Annotated in this window: 13 protein-coding genes and 1 pseudogene; 13 read left to right on the top strand and 1 reads right to left on the bottom strand. The window is 62.7% G+C overall.

Annotation, left to right across the window (positions count from 1 at the left end; all coding sequences use genetic code 11):
• Nucleotides 1-49 precede the first annotated feature (49 nt).
• The 7 genes and pseudogenes from ACZ9H3_RS03655 to ACZ9H3_RS03625 all read left to right on the top strand — a co-directional run bounded on the left by ACZ9H3_RS03655 (nt 50) and on the right by ACZ9H3_RS03625 (nt 8,463).
• Entirely contained in the window at nt 50-1,876 is a 1,827-nt protein-coding gene (locus ACZ9H3_RS03655) for a copper resistance system multicopper oxidase (protein WP_065761417.1), read from the top strand.
• Between the two features lie 9 nt (nt 1,877-1,885).
• Nucleotides 1,886-2,776 (top strand): copper resistance protein B, encoded by an 891-nt coding sequence (locus ACZ9H3_RS03650; protein WP_476219637.1) that lies wholly within the window; start codon nt 1,886-1,888, stop codon nt 2,774-2,776.
• A gap of 69 nt (nt 2,777-2,845) precedes the next feature.
• Nucleotides 2,846-3,229 carry a copper homeostasis periplasmic binding protein CopC gene (gene copC, locus ACZ9H3_RS03645; RefSeq protein WP_065761415.1) on the top strand — a complete coding sequence of 128 codons (384 nt, stop codon included), beginning with the start codon at nt 2,846-2,848 and terminating at the stop codon, nt 3,227-3,229.
• Between the two features lie 4 nt (nt 3,230-3,233).
• On the top strand, nt 3,234-4,172 hold the full coding sequence (copD, locus tag ACZ9H3_RS03640; RefSeq protein ID WP_476219635.1) for a copper homeostasis membrane protein CopD: 939 nt from the start codon (nt 3,234-3,236) through the stop codon (nt 4,170-4,172).
• A gap of 87 nt (nt 4,173-4,259) precedes the next feature.
• On the top strand, nt 4,260-4,925 hold the full coding sequence (locus ACZ9H3_RS03635) for an ABC transporter ATP-binding protein (protein WP_476219633.1): 666 nt from the start codon (nt 4,260-4,262) through the stop codon (nt 4,923-4,925).
• A pseudogene (locus tag ACZ9H3_RS03630) lies at nt 4,925-7,403 on the top strand (ABC transporter permease). The gene ACZ9H3_RS03635 and the pseudogene ACZ9H3_RS03630 overlap by 1 nt, the downstream one beginning before the upstream one ends.
• Nucleotides 7,393-8,463, top strand: coding sequence for a lipocalin-like domain-containing protein (locus ACZ9H3_RS03625; RefSeq protein WP_476219631.1), 1,071 nt, complete (start codon nt 7,393-7,395; stop codon nt 8,461-8,463). The pseudogene ACZ9H3_RS03630 and the gene ACZ9H3_RS03625 overlap by 11 nt, the downstream one beginning before the upstream one ends.
• Before the next feature lie 6 nt (nt 8,464-8,469).
• Here ACZ9H3_RS03625 and ACZ9H3_RS03620 read toward each other — a convergent pair whose 3' ends face one another.
• Nucleotides 8,470-9,288 (bottom strand): helix-turn-helix domain-containing protein, encoded by an 819-nt coding sequence (locus ACZ9H3_RS03620; RefSeq protein ID WP_065761410.1) that lies wholly within the window; start codon nt 9,286-9,288, stop codon nt 8,470-8,472.
• A gap of 174 nt (nt 9,289-9,462) precedes the next feature.
• Here ACZ9H3_RS03620 and ACZ9H3_RS03615 point away from each other — a divergent pair, with 174 nt between their 5' ends.
• The 6 genes from ACZ9H3_RS03615 to ACZ9H3_RS03590 all read left to right on the top strand — a co-directional run bounded on the left by ACZ9H3_RS03615 (nt 9,463) and on the right by ACZ9H3_RS03590 (nt 16,415).
• Entirely contained in the window at nt 9,463-10,905 is a 1,443-nt protein-coding gene (locus ACZ9H3_RS03615; protein ID WP_099774681.1) for an alanine/glycine:cation symporter family protein, read from the top strand.
• A gap of 97 nt (nt 10,906-11,002) precedes the next feature.
• Nucleotides 11,003-11,995 (top strand): asparaginase, encoded by a 993-nt coding sequence (locus ACZ9H3_RS03610; protein ID WP_476219629.1) that lies wholly within the window; start codon nt 11,003-11,005, stop codon nt 11,993-11,995.
• 116 nt (nt 11,996-12,111) lie between these two features.
• Nucleotides 12,112-12,768, top strand: coding sequence for a DNA oxidative demethylase AlkB (gene alkB / locus ACZ9H3_RS03605; RefSeq protein ID WP_476219627.1), 657 nt, complete (start codon nt 12,112-12,114; stop codon nt 12,766-12,768).
• A gap of 134 nt (nt 12,769-12,902) precedes the next feature.
• Nucleotides 12,903-13,985: a bifunctional DNA-binding transcriptional regulator/O6-methylguanine-DNA methyltransferase Ada gene (gene ada / locus ACZ9H3_RS03600; RefSeq protein ID WP_476219626.1), complete on the top strand. Its 1,083-nt coding sequence runs from the start codon at nt 12,903-12,905 to the stop codon at nt 13,983-13,985.
• A gap of 166 nt (nt 13,986-14,151) precedes the next feature.
• Nucleotides 14,152-15,582 carry a purine-cytosine permease family protein gene (locus ACZ9H3_RS03595; protein WP_099774674.1) on the top strand — a complete coding sequence of 477 codons (1,431 nt, stop codon included), beginning with the start codon at nt 14,152-14,154 and terminating at the stop codon, nt 15,580-15,582.
• Nucleotides 15,579-16,415, top strand: coding sequence for a nitrilase family protein (locus ACZ9H3_RS03590; protein ID WP_476219624.1), 837 nt, complete (start codon nt 15,579-15,581; stop codon nt 16,413-16,415). The genes ACZ9H3_RS03595 and ACZ9H3_RS03590 overlap by 4 nt, the downstream gene beginning before the upstream one ends.
• Nucleotides 16,416-16,521: the final 106 nt, after the last annotated feature.

Raw genomic sequence — 16,521 nt, 5'->3', positions numbered from 1 at the left:
AACACGTTCTCTCCAATCGAGAGATTCTGACTGACGGGACACCACAGGCATGTCTTCCACGACCTCCAGACGCACCTTTGTCAAAGCCCTGGCCGCAGGCGGATTGCTGGCAGGCTGCGGCCTGTGGCGCACGCCAGTATGGGCGATTGCCAGCCCTGGCCAGCCGAATGTACTGACCGGCAACGACTTCGATCTGTCCATTGGTGAAATGGGCGTTAACTTCACCGGTACGCCACGTACCGCCATGACAATCAATGGCAGCCTGCCAGGGCCGCTACTGCGCTGGCGTGAAGGTGATACGGTCACCCTGCGAGTCAGGAACCGTCTGAAAGAAAATACCTCGATTCATTGGCACGGAATCATCCTGCCGGTGAACATGGACGGCGTACCCGGCCTGAGCTTCCACGGTATCGAGCCGGGTGGTGTGTATGTGTACCAATTCAAGGTCAAACAGAACGGCACCTACTGGTACCACAGCCATTCCGGCTTTCAGGAACAGGTTGGTGTCTATGGGCCGCTGGTCATAGACGCGAAGGAACCCGAGCCATTCAGCTACGACCGCGACTATGTGGTGATGTTGTCGGACTGGACCGACGAAAACCCGACGCATGTCATGAAAAAGCTGAAGAAGCAGTCCGACTACTACAACTACCACAAGCGTACCGTCGGTGACTTCATTGATGATGTCGGCAAGAACGGCTGGGCCGCCACTGTAGCCGATCGAAAGATGTGGGCACAGATGAAGATGAACCCCACCGATCTTGCCGACATCAGTGCAGCCACCTATACCTACCTGCTCAATGGGCACGCTCCCGACGCTAACTGGACCGGCCTGTTCAAACCGGGTGAGCGGCTACGGCTGCGGATTATCAACGGCTCGGCCATGAGCTACTTCGACCTGCGCATTCCCGGCCTGAAAATGACCGTCGTCGCAGCAGACGGCCAATACGTCACGCCGGTAAGTGTCGATGAGTTACGTATTGCCGTGGCCGAAACCTATGACGTGCTCGTCGAACCGACCCTGGAGGCCTATACCCTCTTTGCCCAATCAATGGACCGCACCGGCTTTGCCAGGGGCACACTCGCCGTACGCGAAGGGCTGAGCGCTCCTGTGCCAACGCTCGACCCACGGCCGCAGATCAGCATGAGCGACATGGGCATGGGCGGTATGGACCATGGGAGCATGGACCATGGCGATATGACCAACATGGACCAAGGGGCTATGCAGAGCATGGATGGAATGCAGAGCATGGACGGCCTGCAAACCATGGATGGCATGCAGAGCATGGACCATGGCCAGCCAGGCACAACGCCTGAGCACAGCATGCATGACATGAGCGCGATGAGTGGCATGGAGCACCACCCAGCCTCTGAAACCGATAATCCACTGGTAGACATGCAAACCATGGCCCCGGCCCCCAAGCTCAGTGATCCCGGCATGGGCCTGAGAAACAATGGCCGACGCGTACTGACCTACGCTGACCTGAAGAGCACCTTCCAGGACCCCGATGGCCGCGAACCGAGCCGCACGATCACCTTGCACCTGACCGGCCACATGGAGAAGTTCTCGTGGTCGTTCGACGGCATCAAGTTCGCCGATGCCGGGCCGATTCGGCTCAAGTACGGGGAGCGAATCCGTATTGTCCTGGTCAACGACACCATGATGACGCACCCAATACACCTGCACGGCATGTGGAGCGATCTGGAAGATGAAAACGGCAATTTCATGGTTCGCAAACATACGATAGACATGCCACCCGGCACCAAGCGCAGTTACCGCGTCACCGCCGATGCACTGGGTCGATGGGCCTATCACTGCCATCTCATGTACCACATGGAAATGGGCATGTTCCGCGAAGTACGGGTAGATGAGTAGGAGAACGGCATGAACATCGAAAAAACCGCGAAACCGTTGCGCGCAAGCCTCGTGGCTTTCAGCCTGGGGCTATTGCACCTCCCTGTGGCGGTGGCGCAGGAACAGTCGATGCAAAGCATGGATCCTTCCCAGATGCAGGGTATGGATTACAGCCCTATGCAGGGCATGGCCCCAAGTGCAACGCAGGAAAGTCGCACACCGATTCCGGTGCTCACCGACGCTGATCGCGCAGCCGTCTTCGAGAGCGCGGGCGGCCATCAAATGCATGATGACGCGATCAACTCAAAGGTGCTGATCGATAAGCTCGAATGGCAGGACGCGGACAATGGCGCCGTACTCAACTGGGATGTGAACGGCTGGATTGGCACCGACCTGAACCGTTTGTGGGTACGCTCCGAAGGTGAGCGCAGCAACGGTGTCACCGAAAAGGCAGAACTGCAGGCGCTTTGGGCGCATGCCATCGGCCCTTGGTGGGACGTCGTCAGCGGGATACGTCAGGACTTCAAGCCAGGAGATCCCCAGACCTGGGCAGCACTGGGGGTGCAAGGCATGCCCCTGTATGACCTCGAAACGAGGGCAACCGCCTACGTGGGCGAGAACGGTCAAACGGCCGCTCGACTTGAAGGTGAGTACGACGTATTGCTCACCAACCGCCTGATCCTGCAGCCAACGGCTGAACTGAACCTCTACGGCAAAAACGACCCGCAACGGGCTACAGGCTCCGGATTGGCCAATACCGAGGTAGGCCTGAGGCTGCGCTATGAAATCCGTCGAGAGTTTGCACCTTACATTGGCGTTACCTGGAATCGTACGTATGGCAAGACCGCCGATTACGCCCTTGACGACGGTGAAGACCGCAGCGAGGCACGCTTGGTGATGGGCGTGCGCATGTGGTTCTGAACAGCGGCCCCCCCCTTGAAGCCCACCACACACTAACCCAACCACGGCCCAGGCCGTCAGGAGCCTTGCATGTCCCCTCTGAAAACACTCAGCGTCGCTGCCGCACTCAGCGCCGGTCTGTTCCTCAGCCTCAGCGCTCAAGCGCATCCCAAGCTGCTCTCCTCCAGCCCGGCAGAGGGCGCCACTGTCGCCTCACCGGCGAAAATCGAACTGCACTTTTCCGAGAACCTGGTGACGCAATTCTCAGGTGCGAAGCTGATGATGACCGGCATGCAGGGTATGGCGCACGCCCCGATGGCCGTCAAAGCCGCGGTCAGTGGCAGCAGTGACCCGAAAGCCATGCTCATCACGCCGGCAGCGCCACTCAGTGCGGGCACCTACAAGGTCGAATGGCGAGCCGTATCTTCCGACACCCACCCTATTACCGGCGCTGTTACCTTCACGGTGAACTGAGAGCATGGATGACCTGCTCAACATCGCCTTGCGTCTAGTGCTCTGCATCGACCTGATGCTGCTCTTTGGGCTGGCAGCCTTTCGCCTGTACAGCCCTGCGACGCAGGTTGTGGCCGAAAGCTCGGCAGCGCGCTTCAGCGCACTGCTTGCCACTGGCGCCGTGTTGGGTGTGCTGTTGTCGGCCCTCGGCATACTGCAACTGACGAAAACGATGAGTGGCGCCTCAGATTTCACTGAACTGCACCCGCACATGCTGCAGATGGTACTGATGGAAACCGATGTCGGGCACATGTGGTGGCTGCGCATCGGCGCGCTAACCCTCGCGACCCTCGTAGCCCTCGGCGTAGGGCGCGACTCACGCGTGGGTCAGTGGCTGGTGATGCTGTGTGGCGCAGTGGCCCTGGCAACCCTGGCCTGGAGCGGACACGGTGCCATGGACGATGGCTACAGGCGCTACCTGCATTTCACCAGCGATATTGCGCACCTGCTGGCCGCAGGTGGCTGGCTGGGAGCATTGTTCTCCTTTGCCTGGTTGCTAAAGGCCAATCACCCCACAGCAAACCAGCAACTGCGGGCACTGGCCCAGGCGCTCAGGGGTTTTGAAGTCACAGGGACATTGATCGTGGTTGTGCTGGTGCTCACCGGCGTCGTCAACTACCTGCTGATCGTCGGGATGACGTTGGAACCGCTGACAAACAGCACATACGGTGGGTTGCTGTCGCTCAAACTCATACTGTTTGCTGGCATGCTGGTGTTTGCCGCACTGAATCGCTTCCAGTTGAGCCCACTGCTGGAAACCTCGCTACAAACCGGCCATTACCAAAGCGCTATCAACGCCTTGCGGCGCAGCATGGTCCTGGAGCTATCGGTAGCGGTGATCGTTCTTGGCCTGGTGGCCTGGCTGGGTACCCTTAGCCCGGAGGTGGAGCTGCCCAGCGGCTAGGCGGATCCGGGTTTGAGGTGGACGCCTCGATAGCATCCAGCGGATGGCCTACCCTACTCAGGTGCTCCCCGTGCAAGTGTGCTACCCATGCTAAAGGTCGAAAACCTGTACAAGTCCTTCACCACCGCCCAAGGCACACTGCCGGTTCTGCGGGGCGTAGACCTGCACCTGCCCAACGGGACGAGCATGGCCTTGATGGGCGAGTCCGGCAGCGGCAAGAGCACCCTGCTGCACCTGATCGCAGGCCTGGAACGGGCAGACAGCGGGCACATTCTGATCGATGGCACACCGCTTCAAGGGCGTCGGGAAGCGGAGCTGGCACGCTGGCGACGGCTCGGCATTGGCCTGGTATTCCAACAGTACAACTTGATCAGCAGCCTTGATGTGGCCGCGAACCTGACCTTTCAAGCGCGCCTGGCAGAGCGTCACGACCCCGCCTGGGCCACCTACCTGGCCGAACAACTGGGGCTGCGCCCCTTGCTTGAGCGTTACCCCGAACAACTTTCCGGTGGCCAACAGCAACGCCTGGCCATTGGCCGCGCGCTGGCAGCAAAGCCCTCGCTGATGCTGGCCGACGAACCGACGGGCAGCCTCGACGAAGCTAGCAGCGACACAGCACTCGAGCTGCTCCTGCGGCTGGTCGGTGAGGCCGGCAGCAGCCTGTTGATGGTCACCCACAGCCCACGCCTGGCTGCCCGACTGTCCCGGCAATGCTATCTGCACCTGGGCCGTGTCCAGCCCCAGGCGGTGTAATGAGCAGCCTGAGGATCAGCCTCCAGGCCCTGCTCAGCCACTGGCGGCGCCACCCGCTGCAGTGCTTCAGCATTTTCACCGGGCTCTGGCTGGCTACCGCACTGTGGGCCGGCGTACAGGCACTCAATACCCAGGCACGGGCCGACTACGCCCGGGCCAGCGCCGTACTCGGCGGCGTGGCGCAGGCATATTGGGCACCACGCCAAGGCCCGCACATCGGCCAAGCGGTCTATGTTGCGCTGCGCCGTGAGGGCTGGCCCGTTTCGCCGCTGCTCGAAGGCCGCCTGAACCTTGTGGGTGATGCCGCGCTTAACGTGCGGCTGATCGGCATCGAACCGCTCACCCTGCCCCAGGGATCAGCCATCGCCGGGCAAGCCAACGAAGGACTCGACCTTGGCGGCTTCATTGGCCCGCCCGGGCAAGCCTGGGTCGGCCCAGACACCTTGCAACGCCTTGGCCTGAAACCGGGCGCCCAGGTGCAGACCGAAGATGGCCAATACCTGCCGCCCCTGCACGTGCAGGGGCAATTGGCCCCTGGGGTGATCGTTGTCGATATTGGCTACGCGCAAACACTTCTGAAAGCGCCAGGGCAGGTTTCACGGCTGCTGATGCCAGCGGCCTTCGCCGACAGCGCACCGCGCCTGCCGGCCAACCTGGCTGGCACGTTGCAACTGCACACTTCAAGCGACGCACAGGACTTGCAGCGCCTGACCGAGAGTTTCCACCTGAACCTAAGCGCCCTTGGCCTGCTGGCGTTCCTGGTCGGCCTGTTTATCGTGCATGCCGCCATTGGCCTGGCCCTGGAGCAACGCCGCAGCCTGTTACGCACCTTGCGCGCCTGCGGCGTAAGCCTCGCCGCGCTGGTCAGCGCACTGGCACTTGAGCTTGGTCTGTTTGCCCTGTTGGGCGGTCTGGCCGGCGTGCTCAGCGGCTACCTGCTGGCGGCCTTGCTGCTGGATGACGTCGCTACCAGCCTGCGCGGCCTCTACGGTGTGCAGGTGGCCGGGCAACTGAGCCTGTCACCCACATGGTGGCTGACAGGCCTGACCATCAGCCTGCTCGGTGCGCTCTTGGCCGGAGCAAACAGCCTGTTGCGCGCAGCTCGCCTGCCACTGCTGGCCCTGGCACAACCACACGCCTGGCAGGCGGCACAAAGCCTCTGGTTGCGCCGCCAGGTCCTGTTGGCGTTTGGCCTGGCGCTGCTGGCCTTGGCCTGCTGGCGGTTCGGTGACAGCCTGCGTATCGCCTTTGTGATGATCACTGCCTTGCTGCTGGCCGCCGCTCTGCTGCTGCCGGCCTTGCTCGACGCAGCGTTGCTGCTGCTCGCACGCTACTGTCAGCGGCCGCTGGCGCACTGGGTTCATCGCCGACAGCCGCCAACAGCTACCGGCGCTGGCCCTTGCCCTGATGGCACTGCTGTTGGCCTTGAGCGCCAGTGTGGGCGTGGGCAGCATGACCGAAGGCTTTCGCAAGACCTTCATGAGCTGGCTCGACCAGCGTCTTGCCGCCGAGCTTTACCTGAGCCCACGCGATACTGCACAAGCGCAGGCGATCAATGACTGGCTGACTGCCCAGCCGCAGGTCGAAGCCGTGCTGCCGCGATGGCGCGTAGAACTGCGCCTGCAGGGTTGGCCCGCCCAGCTCTTTGGCATCACCGATCACCCTTACTACCCGCAGCACTGGACGCTACTTGAGCAACAGGATGACGCCTGGCGACAACTGGCCACCGGCCAGGGCGTGATGCTCAGCGAACAACTGGCCCGCCACCTTCACCTGAGCCTGGGTGATCGCCTGTCACTGCCTGCCCCGGCTGCAGCGCCCAGCCTCAGGGTTGTCGGGGTGTATGCCGACTATGGCAACCCGAAGGGGCACCTGCTGGTCAGTGCCGATTGGTTGCAACGCTACTGGCCCGATGCGGATTTCTACGCCCTGAGCGTGCGCCTGGCCGCACAGCAGGTAGCGCCACTGATGGCGCAGCTGCAACAACAGTTTGCCCTGGACAGCAACCAACTGACCGATCAGGCGTCCCTCAAGCGCTGGTCCCGCGAGGTCTTCGAGCGCACCTTCGTCGCCACCGCTGCGCTCAACAGCCTTACCCTGGCGGTCGCCGGAGTGGCGCTGTTCATCAGCCTGCTGACCCTTGGCCAGAGCCGCCTCGGGCAGTTGGCCCCGCTGTGGGCGCTGGGTGTCGAGCGGCGCACGCTGGCCTGGTTGAGCCTGGGGCAAACCTTGATGCTGGCCGGCCTGACGGTGTTGCTGGCAATCCCCTTGGGGCTGTTACTGGCCTGGTGCCTGGTTGCTGTGGTCAATGTGCAGGCCTTTGGCTGGCGGCTGCCGTTGCAGGTGTTTCCATCACAACTGCTGCAGTTGGTTGTACTGGGCCTGCTGACCAGCCTGTTGGCGGCCATCGGGCCGTTGTGGCAACTGCTGCGTAGCCAACCGGCTGACCTGTTGAGGCAATTCGTCGATGAAGCGTAAGGTCCGGATCATCGCCTGTGCCCTGCTGCTGAGCGGGTGCGACAAGGCCCCGCCAGCGATTGAGGGCTTTGCCGGGCTTGGCCAGGCAACTGCGACCTACACACCGGTAGTGCGTGGACAAGCGCTGAGTTTTCCTGCTGACCACGGCGCCCATGCGGGCTACCGCATCGAGTGGTGGTACGTCACGGCCAATCTCACCGACGAGCAAGGACATGACTGGGGCGTGCAATGGACCCTGTTCCGCTCCGCCTTGCGCCCAGGCGCCGAGGTAGCCGGCTGGTCCAGCCCGACCGTGTGGCTGGGGCACGCCGCGCTGAGCAGCGCGTCCAGCCATCAGTTCAGCCAGACCCTTGCCCGTGGCGGCATCGGCCAGGCGGGTGTCGACGCGTACCCCTTCCGTGCCTGGATCGACGACTGGTCACTGGCCAGCACGGCAGGCCAAGGGCTTGAGCAGTTGCAGATGCGCGCTACCGGCAACGGCTTCAGCTATCGCCTGCAACTGATCAGCCAAGGGCCACTGGTGCTGCATGGCGACCGCGGCTACAGCGAAAAGTCTGGCCAGGGCCAAGCGTCGTACTACTACAGCCAACCGTTTTATCAGGTCAGTGGCGAGGTTGAGCGCCATGGCCAACGCTACCCGGTCACGGGACGCGCCTGGCTCGACCGGGAATGGAGCAGCCAGCCGCTGAGCAACACACAACAGGGGTGGGACTGGTTCTCGCTGCACCTGGAAAACGGCGCCAAGCTGATGCTGTTCCAGGTGCGCCAACGCGACGGCCAGCCCTATCGAGCAGGTACCTGGATCAGCCCCGACGGCCACGCCGAGCCGTTGCGAAGCGAGCAAATCCGGCTCGACCCGCAAGCCTGGACGCGCCAGGACAACGGCAAGCAGCTCCCCACTCGCTGGCGCTTGCAAGTCGCCACGCACAACCTGGACGTACAGGTCGCGGCCCTGCAACCCCATGCCTGGATGGGTACTACCGTTGCCTACTGGGAAGGCCCGGTGCAACTGCTGGGCAGCAATACCGGGCGTGGTTACCTGGAGATGACCGGCTACTGACGACGCTCAGGCAATCTCGAACAAACCGTTACGGATGGGCCCGACCTCCAGGCGCGCGCGCACATCATCATCGATGCGCGGATCATCCGGCCGGTACAAGCGGACCTGACGGTAAGCATTGATCCGGTTGATTTCCGGCCCCAGGTACTCCCACACCACTCGGGTGCAGGTCGGGGTGCGCCGGTCACCACTGGAGACGCCGGTCTTCAGCCCATTGAGGCGGGTGATGCGGCTCTTGAAGCTGGGGATGAGGATGGTCTGGCTCATCTCGTTGACCGTCAACGACTCGTAGTCGACCAGAAACAGGCGATCCTGCAGTTGGAACGCTGCCCCCAGGTAGCGGCAACGCACCCAGTCTTCGGCCTGTACGTCGATGCTGCTGGTGCGTTCCTGACGCTCCTGGCGTTCGAACAGGAAGGTACCCCGCTCTTCACGCAAGTGCACCAGTGACAGCAGGATCGAGCCCGGCACCGACATGCAGTTGGAGTACTCGAAGTAGTAACCGCAGTAACGCGACAAGTTACCGCCGTGATCACGCAAAGGACGCAGCAACTCGACCAGCGGGTCCTCCTGACCGGCGCCAGGCAGCACGGTAACGCGCGCGCCGATGAGACGGGCGAACTGCTCTGGCGGCAAACCCAGCTCGTAATCCTCGACACCGAAAAAGTCGCCGATGCGCTTGAGGTTGTAAGGCGTCGGTTGGCTCTGGCCGCTGAGGTACTTGTTGAACTGTCCACGGTTGATCGACAGCTGGCGGCAAACCTCCGAGATAGAGCGGTAGTGGCTGCAAGCCAGTTTGAGGTTTACGCCCAGGTTTTCACTCATTGATGCACTTCCGATTGATGCTAGCGGCGCCAGTTTAGCATCAAGTCGCATCATTTCAGATCAACCCGCGAAATTGTAACCAGGCTTTTCTTGGCCAACCATGCGCGCCATGCCTGCACCGCACTGTTGCGGTCGTTTGTCTTTCACTTAAACAATAAGAATCGAGGTCTCTTCATGCTCGAAGCGCTCAACGATTTCCTTTCGGGGAAACTCCTCATCGTGCTGATCGTCGGACTGGGTAGCTACTTCACCTTGCGCTCTCGTTTCGTCCAGTTCCGTCATTTCGGCCACATGTTCAGTGTGTTCAAGGAATCGCTGCGCGGCCAGGCAGGCCAACTGAGTTCGTTCCAGGCCCTGATGCTGAGCCTTGCCGGCCGTGTCGGTGCCGGGAACATCGCCGGTGTCGGCATTGCCGTTACCCTCGGCGGCCCAGGCGCGGTGTTCTGGATGTGGGTTACTGCACTGGTCGGTATGTCCAGCAGCTTTTTTGAATGCACCCTGGCCCAGGTCTACAAACGCAGCGACGGAGACGGCCTGTACCGTGGCGGCCCGGCGTACTACATCCAGCATGGCCTGAAACTGCGCTGGATGGCGGTAGTGTTTGCCGTGTTGCTGCTGGTGACCTATGGCTTCACCTTCAACGGCCTGCAGTCCTATACCGTTACCCACTCGCTGCAAAACGCGTTTGGCTTTGAACCACAGCAGACCGGCTTTGCCCTGGCAGCCTTGCTCTGCGTGGTGTTCATCGGCGGCATCAAGCGTATCGCCTCGGTGTCCGACCTGCTGGTACCGGTCAAGACCCTGGCCTACATCGGTGTCACCCTGTACGTGATCATCACCCAGATCGAGCACGTGCCGGCCATGCTGGAAACCATCATCAAGAGCGCCTTTGGCCTCGACCCGGCATTCGGCGGTCTGCTGGGCAGCGCCATCGTCATGGGCGTGAAGCGCGGGGTTTTCGCCAACGAAGCGGGCCTGGGCAGTGCGCCTAACGTCGCCGCTGTTGCCGCGGTGCGCCACCCAGCCGCACAAGGCGTGGTACAAGCCTTCAGCGTGTTCCTCGACACCTTCGTGATCTGCACCTGCACCGCTCTGCTGATCCTGCTGTCGGGTTTCTACACACCAGGTTTTGAAGGTGACGGTATCGCCCTGACCCAGAACTCGCTGGCCGCGGTAGTCGGTGACTGGGGGCGTCTGTTCGTCAGCGTTGCGCTGTCGCTGTTCGTCTTCACCTGCATCCTCTACAACTACTACCTGGGCGAAACCAGCCTGCAGTTCCTCAGCCGCAACCGGCTGGTGCTGATCGCCTACCGCGGACTGGTGGTACTGCTGATCCTATGGGGTTCGGTGCAAGACCTCTCCACCGTCTTCGCCTTTGCCGACATCACCATGACCTGCCTGGCCTTCGTCAACCTGGCCGCCCTGGCCATGCTGTTCAAGGTCGGCCTGCGGGTCATGCGCGACTATGACGAGCAGCGCCGTGCCGGCATCGCGCAACCGGTGTTCGACGCCGCACGCTTCGCCGACCTCGACCTGGACCCGCAAGCCTGGCCCGTGGGCCAACACGCCGAAAGCCCGGCGCACGCTGAACCCCAACTGGCACCGGCGCAACGCTGAGTGACCACCTGAAGGCCGCCCTATGCCGGGGCGGCCTTCCCTGCCACTGCTCCCGCGATCTTTCACACCGCACTTTCCATCTGCCTGGACGCTTCCCATGCGCGCAGTAAAGAACCTTCTTGTCCTCTATACCGGCGGCACCATCGGCATGCTGCAAACGCCACAAGGCCTGGCCCCGGCCAGCGGCTTCGAGGCACGCTTGCACGATTACCTGCTGGAGCACCCCGATACCCCGACACCCGCCTGGCGCCTGCTTGAACTGGAACCGTTGCTGGACAGCGCCAACATGCAGCAAGCGAACTGGCTGGCCATGCGTGACACCATCGTCAACGCCGTGGTCGAAGATGGCCACGACGGCGTCCTGCTGCTGCACGGTACCGACACCCTGGCCTACAGCGCAGCGGCGCTATCATTCCTGTTGCTCGGCCTGAATGTTCCGGTGGTGCTGACCGGCTCGATGCTGCCGGCGGGCGCACCGAACAGCGATGCCTGGCAAAACCTCAGGGGTGCCCTCGGCATCATGGCCTCGGGTATCGAGGACGGCGTACACCTGTACTTTCACGGTGCCCTGCTGCACGGTGCCCGTGCCAGCAAACTACGCAGCGAAGCCTTCGATGCGTTCGCCGAACTGCCTCGTCATCGTGAAGGCGCTCGCGCTGAAACACTGCCAGCACGCCTGTGCTATCGCCAGCCACGCACACCGGTCAAGCTGGCGGTGCTGCCACTGTTCCCCGGCTTTCAGGCTGAACAGCTTCGCAGCGTGCTGAACAGCGGCATCCAGGGCCTGCTGCTGGAATGCTACGGCAGCGGTACCGGGCCATCCGACGATGCCGCACTGCTGCAGGTGCTGAGTGAAGCGCGTCAGCGCGGCGTAGTGCTGGCGGCCATCAGCCAGTGCCCACAAGGCAGCGTACTGTTCGACACCTACGCCGCCGGCAGCCGCCTGCGCGATGTCGGCCTGGTCTCCGGTGGCGGCATGACCCGGGAAGCGGCCTTGGGCAAGCTGTTCGCCCTGCTCGGCGCCGGGCTGAGTGTGGGCGAGGCCGAACACTGGTTCGCCCTGGACCTGTGCGGTGAACGCGCGGCCTGACCGACCACTGGGCACGGGCTGGCGCGCAGTTGAGCCCGGTGCCCACGTAATGGAGTACATTGGTGCTGATGTGACGGGCCAAATGGCCGCATCCTCACAACCGCGAAGCAAGCACCATGAGCACACTCGATCTGTTTGAAGGTCTGCACACACCGACGCAGGCCATGGAACCCCTGGCACACCAGGCCTGCGTGTTGCGCGGCTTTGCCCTGCCCTTCGTCGAGGCAGTGCTGCCGGCCCTGGCCCACATCTGCGAAGTCGCGCCGTTTCGGAACATGGTCACCCCAGGCGGTTTCGGCATGTCCGTGGCCCTGACCAACTGCGGGCATCTGGGCTGGACAAGCGACCGCAGCGGCTACCGCTACAGCCCGATCGACCCCGCCAGCGGGCAGCCCTGGCCGGAACTTCCAAGCGCGTTTCTGGCGCTTGCGACAGCGGCGGCAAACGCAGCAGGTTTCCCCGACTTTGTGCCCGATGCCTGCCTGGTCAACCAATATCAACCCGGTTCGCGGATGTCCCTGCACCAGGACAAAGATGAACGCGACTACACCTGGCCGATCATCTCGGTGTCTCTTGGTATCCCGGCCACCTTCCTCTTTGGCGGCCATCACCGGGCTGACAAGCCCCAACGCGTGCCACTGTTTCATGGCGATGTGGTGGTCTGGGGCGGTGAAGACCGGTTGCGTTACCATGGTGTAGCGCCGATCAAGGATGCGCTGCATTCAGTGATGGGCGCGCAACGCATCAACTTTACCTTCCGTAAGGCGGGTTGACGAAACACCGTTTCATCGTGTCTCGATGAGTGACTCATGCTGTCGATGGAATTCAACCGCAAGAGTCGGAGTGCCTCACTGCGGGTAGCGGCTTAACGTGCAGCCTGTAGGCCACTGACAGCGGGAACAGCATTATGAACACAGACAAGGACAGCGCCACAGTGCCGGCCACTTCAGTGGAGCAAGACCCACGCTGGCAAGCCGTACTGGCACGCGACACAACGGCCCATGGGCAGTTTGTCTATGCCGTACGCACCACCGGCGTGTACTGCCACCCGGGCAGCACTGCCCGATTGCCGCGAGCGGAAAACGTCGAGTTTTTCAACACGCCAGAGGCAGCAGAGGCGGCCGGCTATCGTCCCTCGAAACGTGCCGGGGCTTTGCCGTCCATAGTGCTGGCCCAGCATGCAGCGCGAGTGGCCGATGCCTGCCGGCTGATCGAGAGCAGCACTGAACTCCCCTCACTCGCTGACCTGGCGGCCTATGCCGGCTTGAGCCCGTTTCACTTTCATCGGGTGTTCAAGTCCGTGACCGGCCTGACCCCAAAGGGCTACGCCAATGCCCACCGCGCGCGCCGGGTACGCGAGCAACTGGCCCTCGGCGGCCGGGTCACCGATGCCTTGTATGAGGCGGGCTTCAACTCCAACAGCCGTTTCTATGCGGCTTCGGACCACCTGCTTGGCATGCGCCCGAGTGATTATCGCGCCGGAGGCCAGCACCTGGATATCCGCGTTGCCGTGGGTGAGTGCTCACTGGGCTCGATTCTGGTCGCGCAGAGCGCGCGGGGTATTTGCGCGATTCTCCTGGGAGACGACCCGCAACAGCTGCTGCACGACGTGCAAGACATGTTCCCCAATGCCAATTTCATCGGCGCCGACACCAACTTCGAGCAACTGATCGCCACCGTGGTTGGCTTCGTCGAAGCCCCGGCCCTGGGTCTGAACCTGCCTCTGGATGTGCGGGGCACGGCCTTCCAGGAACGGGTATGGCAGGCCTTGCGCGAAATCCCCGCAGGCAGCACCGCCAGCTACGCGCAGATCGCCGAGCGCATTGGTTCACCCAAGGCGGTGCGCGCCGTGGCTCAGGCCTGCGCCGCGAACACACTGGCCGTGGCCATCCCCTGCCATCGCGTGGTGCGCAGCGACGGCAACCTGTCGGGCTACCGCTGGGGCGTGGAGCGCAAACGCGCCTTGCTGGCGCGTGAAGTCAAGCCCTGATGACCGGTCTCAAGTAACCGCCGGTATTACTTCAGAAATTTCTGAAGTAATTATTTCCCTACGCCGATTCCCTCGACCTTACTCACTGTCGGAACATCCACCCCACTTATGTCCGCCAGTGCGGGCCCATTACACGCGTACACAACAACAAGACATGAGGTTCCCAGTGAGCAACGCCAACAAGGTCACCGCTCGACCGAAAATCGAGGTTCGCTCCATCGACTACGTGCCGCGCACCGAACGCCATGGCAAGGTCTGGCATCAGGCACCATTCTGGTTTACCGGCAACTTCGTCCTCACCACCATGGTCACCGGGTTCACCGGCCCCGCACTGGGCCTCGGCGCCTTGTACTCGATACTTGCGATCATTATCGGCGTCTGCTTCGGCACCTTCTTCATGGCCTTTCACGCCAACCAGGGCCCCCGCATGGGCCTGCCACAGATGATCCAGTCACGCGCCCAGTTCGGCCTCAAAGGCGCCATCGTGCCCTTCGCTGCCGTGGTGTTCGTGTACATCGGTTTCAATGTGTTCAACGTTATCCTCGCCACTGACGCCATCAACACCGTACTGCCCGGCCAACGTGCCCCCTGGTACCTGGGCGTCATCGCCGTTGCCGTGGTGCTGGCGGTGGTGGGTCACGACCTGCTGCACACGGTTCAACGCTGGCTGACCTACGTGATGATCGTGGTGTTCGGCGCCTTGACCGTCAGCGCCGTGATGACCCTGCAGGCCGATGCGGCCCTGGACAACGCACACTTCTCCTGGGGTGCCTTCCTGGTACAACTCTCCGCAGCCGCGGGCTACCAGATCAGCTACTCGGTGTACGTCTCTGACTACTCGCGCTACCTGCCTCATGATACGCCTGCCCGCAAGGTGGTGTTCTGGACCTACCTCGGCGCGGCCGGATCGGCCCTGTGGCTGATGTCGCTCGGCGCCTTCCTGGCCTCGGCCCTGCCATCGCCGGATGCCATCGGCAGCGTGCGTGAAGTGGGCAACCAGTTCATCCCGGGGCTGGGCACCTTTACCGTACTGATCTCGATACCGGCGCTGGTCGGCATCATGGCCGTCAACTGCTACGGGGCGATGCTTACCAGCATCAGTGCCATCGACAGCTTCCGCAAAGTCACCCCGTCACTGAAAATCCGCGTCTCTGGCATTGCCATCATCGCTGCCATCGTCTTCATCGTCGCGCTGGCGATTCCCGAGAGTTACCTGGGCAGCTTCAACACCTTCATCCTGTTGATGCTGTACTTCCTGGTGCCATGGACGGCGGTGAACCTCGTCGACTTCTACGGTGTGCGCAAGGGTCACTATGTGATCAGCGAGATCTTCAATCCCAATGGCATTTACGGCGCCTGGGGCAAGGCCGGCCTGAGCGCCTACGGCATCGGCCTGCTGGCGATGGTGCCGTTCATGTCGCTGAGCTTCTACACCGGCCCCGCAGCCGCCGCCCTCGGCGGTGCCGACATTGCCTTCGCCGTTGGCCTGCTGGTAACCGGTGTGATCTATGCACGCCTCTGCCGAACCCTGGACCTGAACGCCGAACAACGCCTGCTGGCCGCCAACGACCGCCAGCTTGAGGAAGCCACACGATGAAACCAACGCCCACACACCTCACCGTCGCCTGCTGCCAGTTGGCCCCCAGGGTCGGCGACCTTGAGCACAATCGGCAACAGGCACTGGCCGCCATACGTGCGGCAGCCAGCCAGGGCGCGCAGGTGGTGGTTCTGCCAGAGTTGGTACAGAGCGGCTACGTCTTCATCGACAAGGCCGAAGCCCTGAGCCTGGCTGAAACCGCCCACGGTGAAACCCTGCGCCAATGGGCGGTGCTGGCCACGGAGCTGGATGTCGTCATCGTCGGCGGCTTCTGCGAGCGCACCGAACGCGACGAGCTGTACAACAGCGCGGCATTGATCGATGCCAACGGCGTGCAGGCCGTGTACCGCAAAGCGCACTTGTGGAACGATGAGAAACGTTTCTTCACCCCCGGCAACTGCCCGCCGCCGGTGGTTGAGACGCGCTTTGGCCGCATTGCCGTGATGATCTGCTACGACCTGGAGTTTCCTGAATGGGTGCGGCTGCCGGCACTGGCCGGCGCCGAACTGCTGTGCGCCCCCGTGAACTGGCCGGACGGCCCTCGCCCTGCCGGAGAGCGTCCTGCTGAAGTGGTGCGGGTGCAGGCCAACGCCTCGGTCAACCGTCTGTATATCGCCGCCTGCGACCGTCGTGGCACTGAACGCGGTGTGGACTGGGTCGGCGGCTCGGTGATTGTCGATGCCAACGGCTACCCCTTGGCCGGGCCACTGCACGGCGCCGCTGCCGACCCTGCGATCATCCTTGCCCACCTGGACCTCAGCGAGGCCCGCGACAAGCGCATCAGCGCCAACAATCACGTACATCAGGACCGCCAGCCGGCACTCTACGATTGAGTGCATTGCGCGGCTGACACCGCCCCTGCCAAACCGGCGTCGGCCTTGCCGGCGCTGCCTCACCCACACATCTCGCCCCATGCCCGACAAAACCACTAGAATGGCC

The organism is Pseudomonas sp. TE3910 (assembly GCF_056279025.1).
This window is presented reverse-complemented; position numbering and strand designations above follow the sequence as displayed.

Coding starts and splice junctions, on each gene's coding strand:
- ACZ9H3_RS03655 (WP_065761417.1), top strand. CDS start 50: ATGTCTTCCACGACCTCCAGACGCACCTTTGTCAAAGCCCTGGCCGCA.
- ACZ9H3_RS03650 (WP_476219637.1), top strand. CDS start 1,886: ATGAACATCGAAAAAACCGCGAAACCGTTGCGCGCAAGCCTCGTGGCT.
- copC (WP_065761415.1), top strand. CDS start 2,846: ATGTCCCCTCTGAAAACACTCAGCGTCGCTGCCGCACTCAGCGCCGGT.
- copD (WP_476219635.1), top strand. CDS start 3,234: ATGGATGACCTGCTCAACATCGCCTTGCGTCTAGTGCTCTGCATCGAC.
- ACZ9H3_RS03635 (WP_476219633.1), top strand. CDS start 4,260: ATGCTAAAGGTCGAAAACCTGTACAAGTCCTTCACCACCGCCCAAGGC.
- ACZ9H3_RS03625 (WP_476219631.1), top strand. CDS start 7,393: ATGAAGCGTAAGGTCCGGATCATCGCCTGTGCCCTGCTGCTGAGCGGG.
- ACZ9H3_RS03620 (WP_065761410.1), bottom strand. CDS start 9,288: ATGAGTGAAAACCTGGGCGTAAACCTCAAACTGGCTTGCAGCCACTAC.
- ACZ9H3_RS03615 (WP_099774681.1), top strand. CDS start 9,463: ATGCTCGAAGCGCTCAACGATTTCCTTTCGGGGAAACTCCTCATCGTG.
- ACZ9H3_RS03610 (WP_476219629.1), top strand. CDS start 11,003: ATGCGCGCAGTAAAGAACCTTCTTGTCCTCTATACCGGCGGCACCATC.
- alkB (WP_476219627.1), top strand. CDS start 12,112: ATGAGCACACTCGATCTGTTTGAAGGTCTGCACACACCGACGCAGGCC.
- ada (WP_476219626.1), top strand. CDS start 12,903: ATGAACACAGACAAGGACAGCGCCACAGTGCCGGCCACTTCAGTGGAG.
- ACZ9H3_RS03590 (WP_476219624.1), top strand. CDS start 15,579: ATGAAACCAACGCCCACACACCTCACCGTCGCCTGCTGCCAGTTGGCC.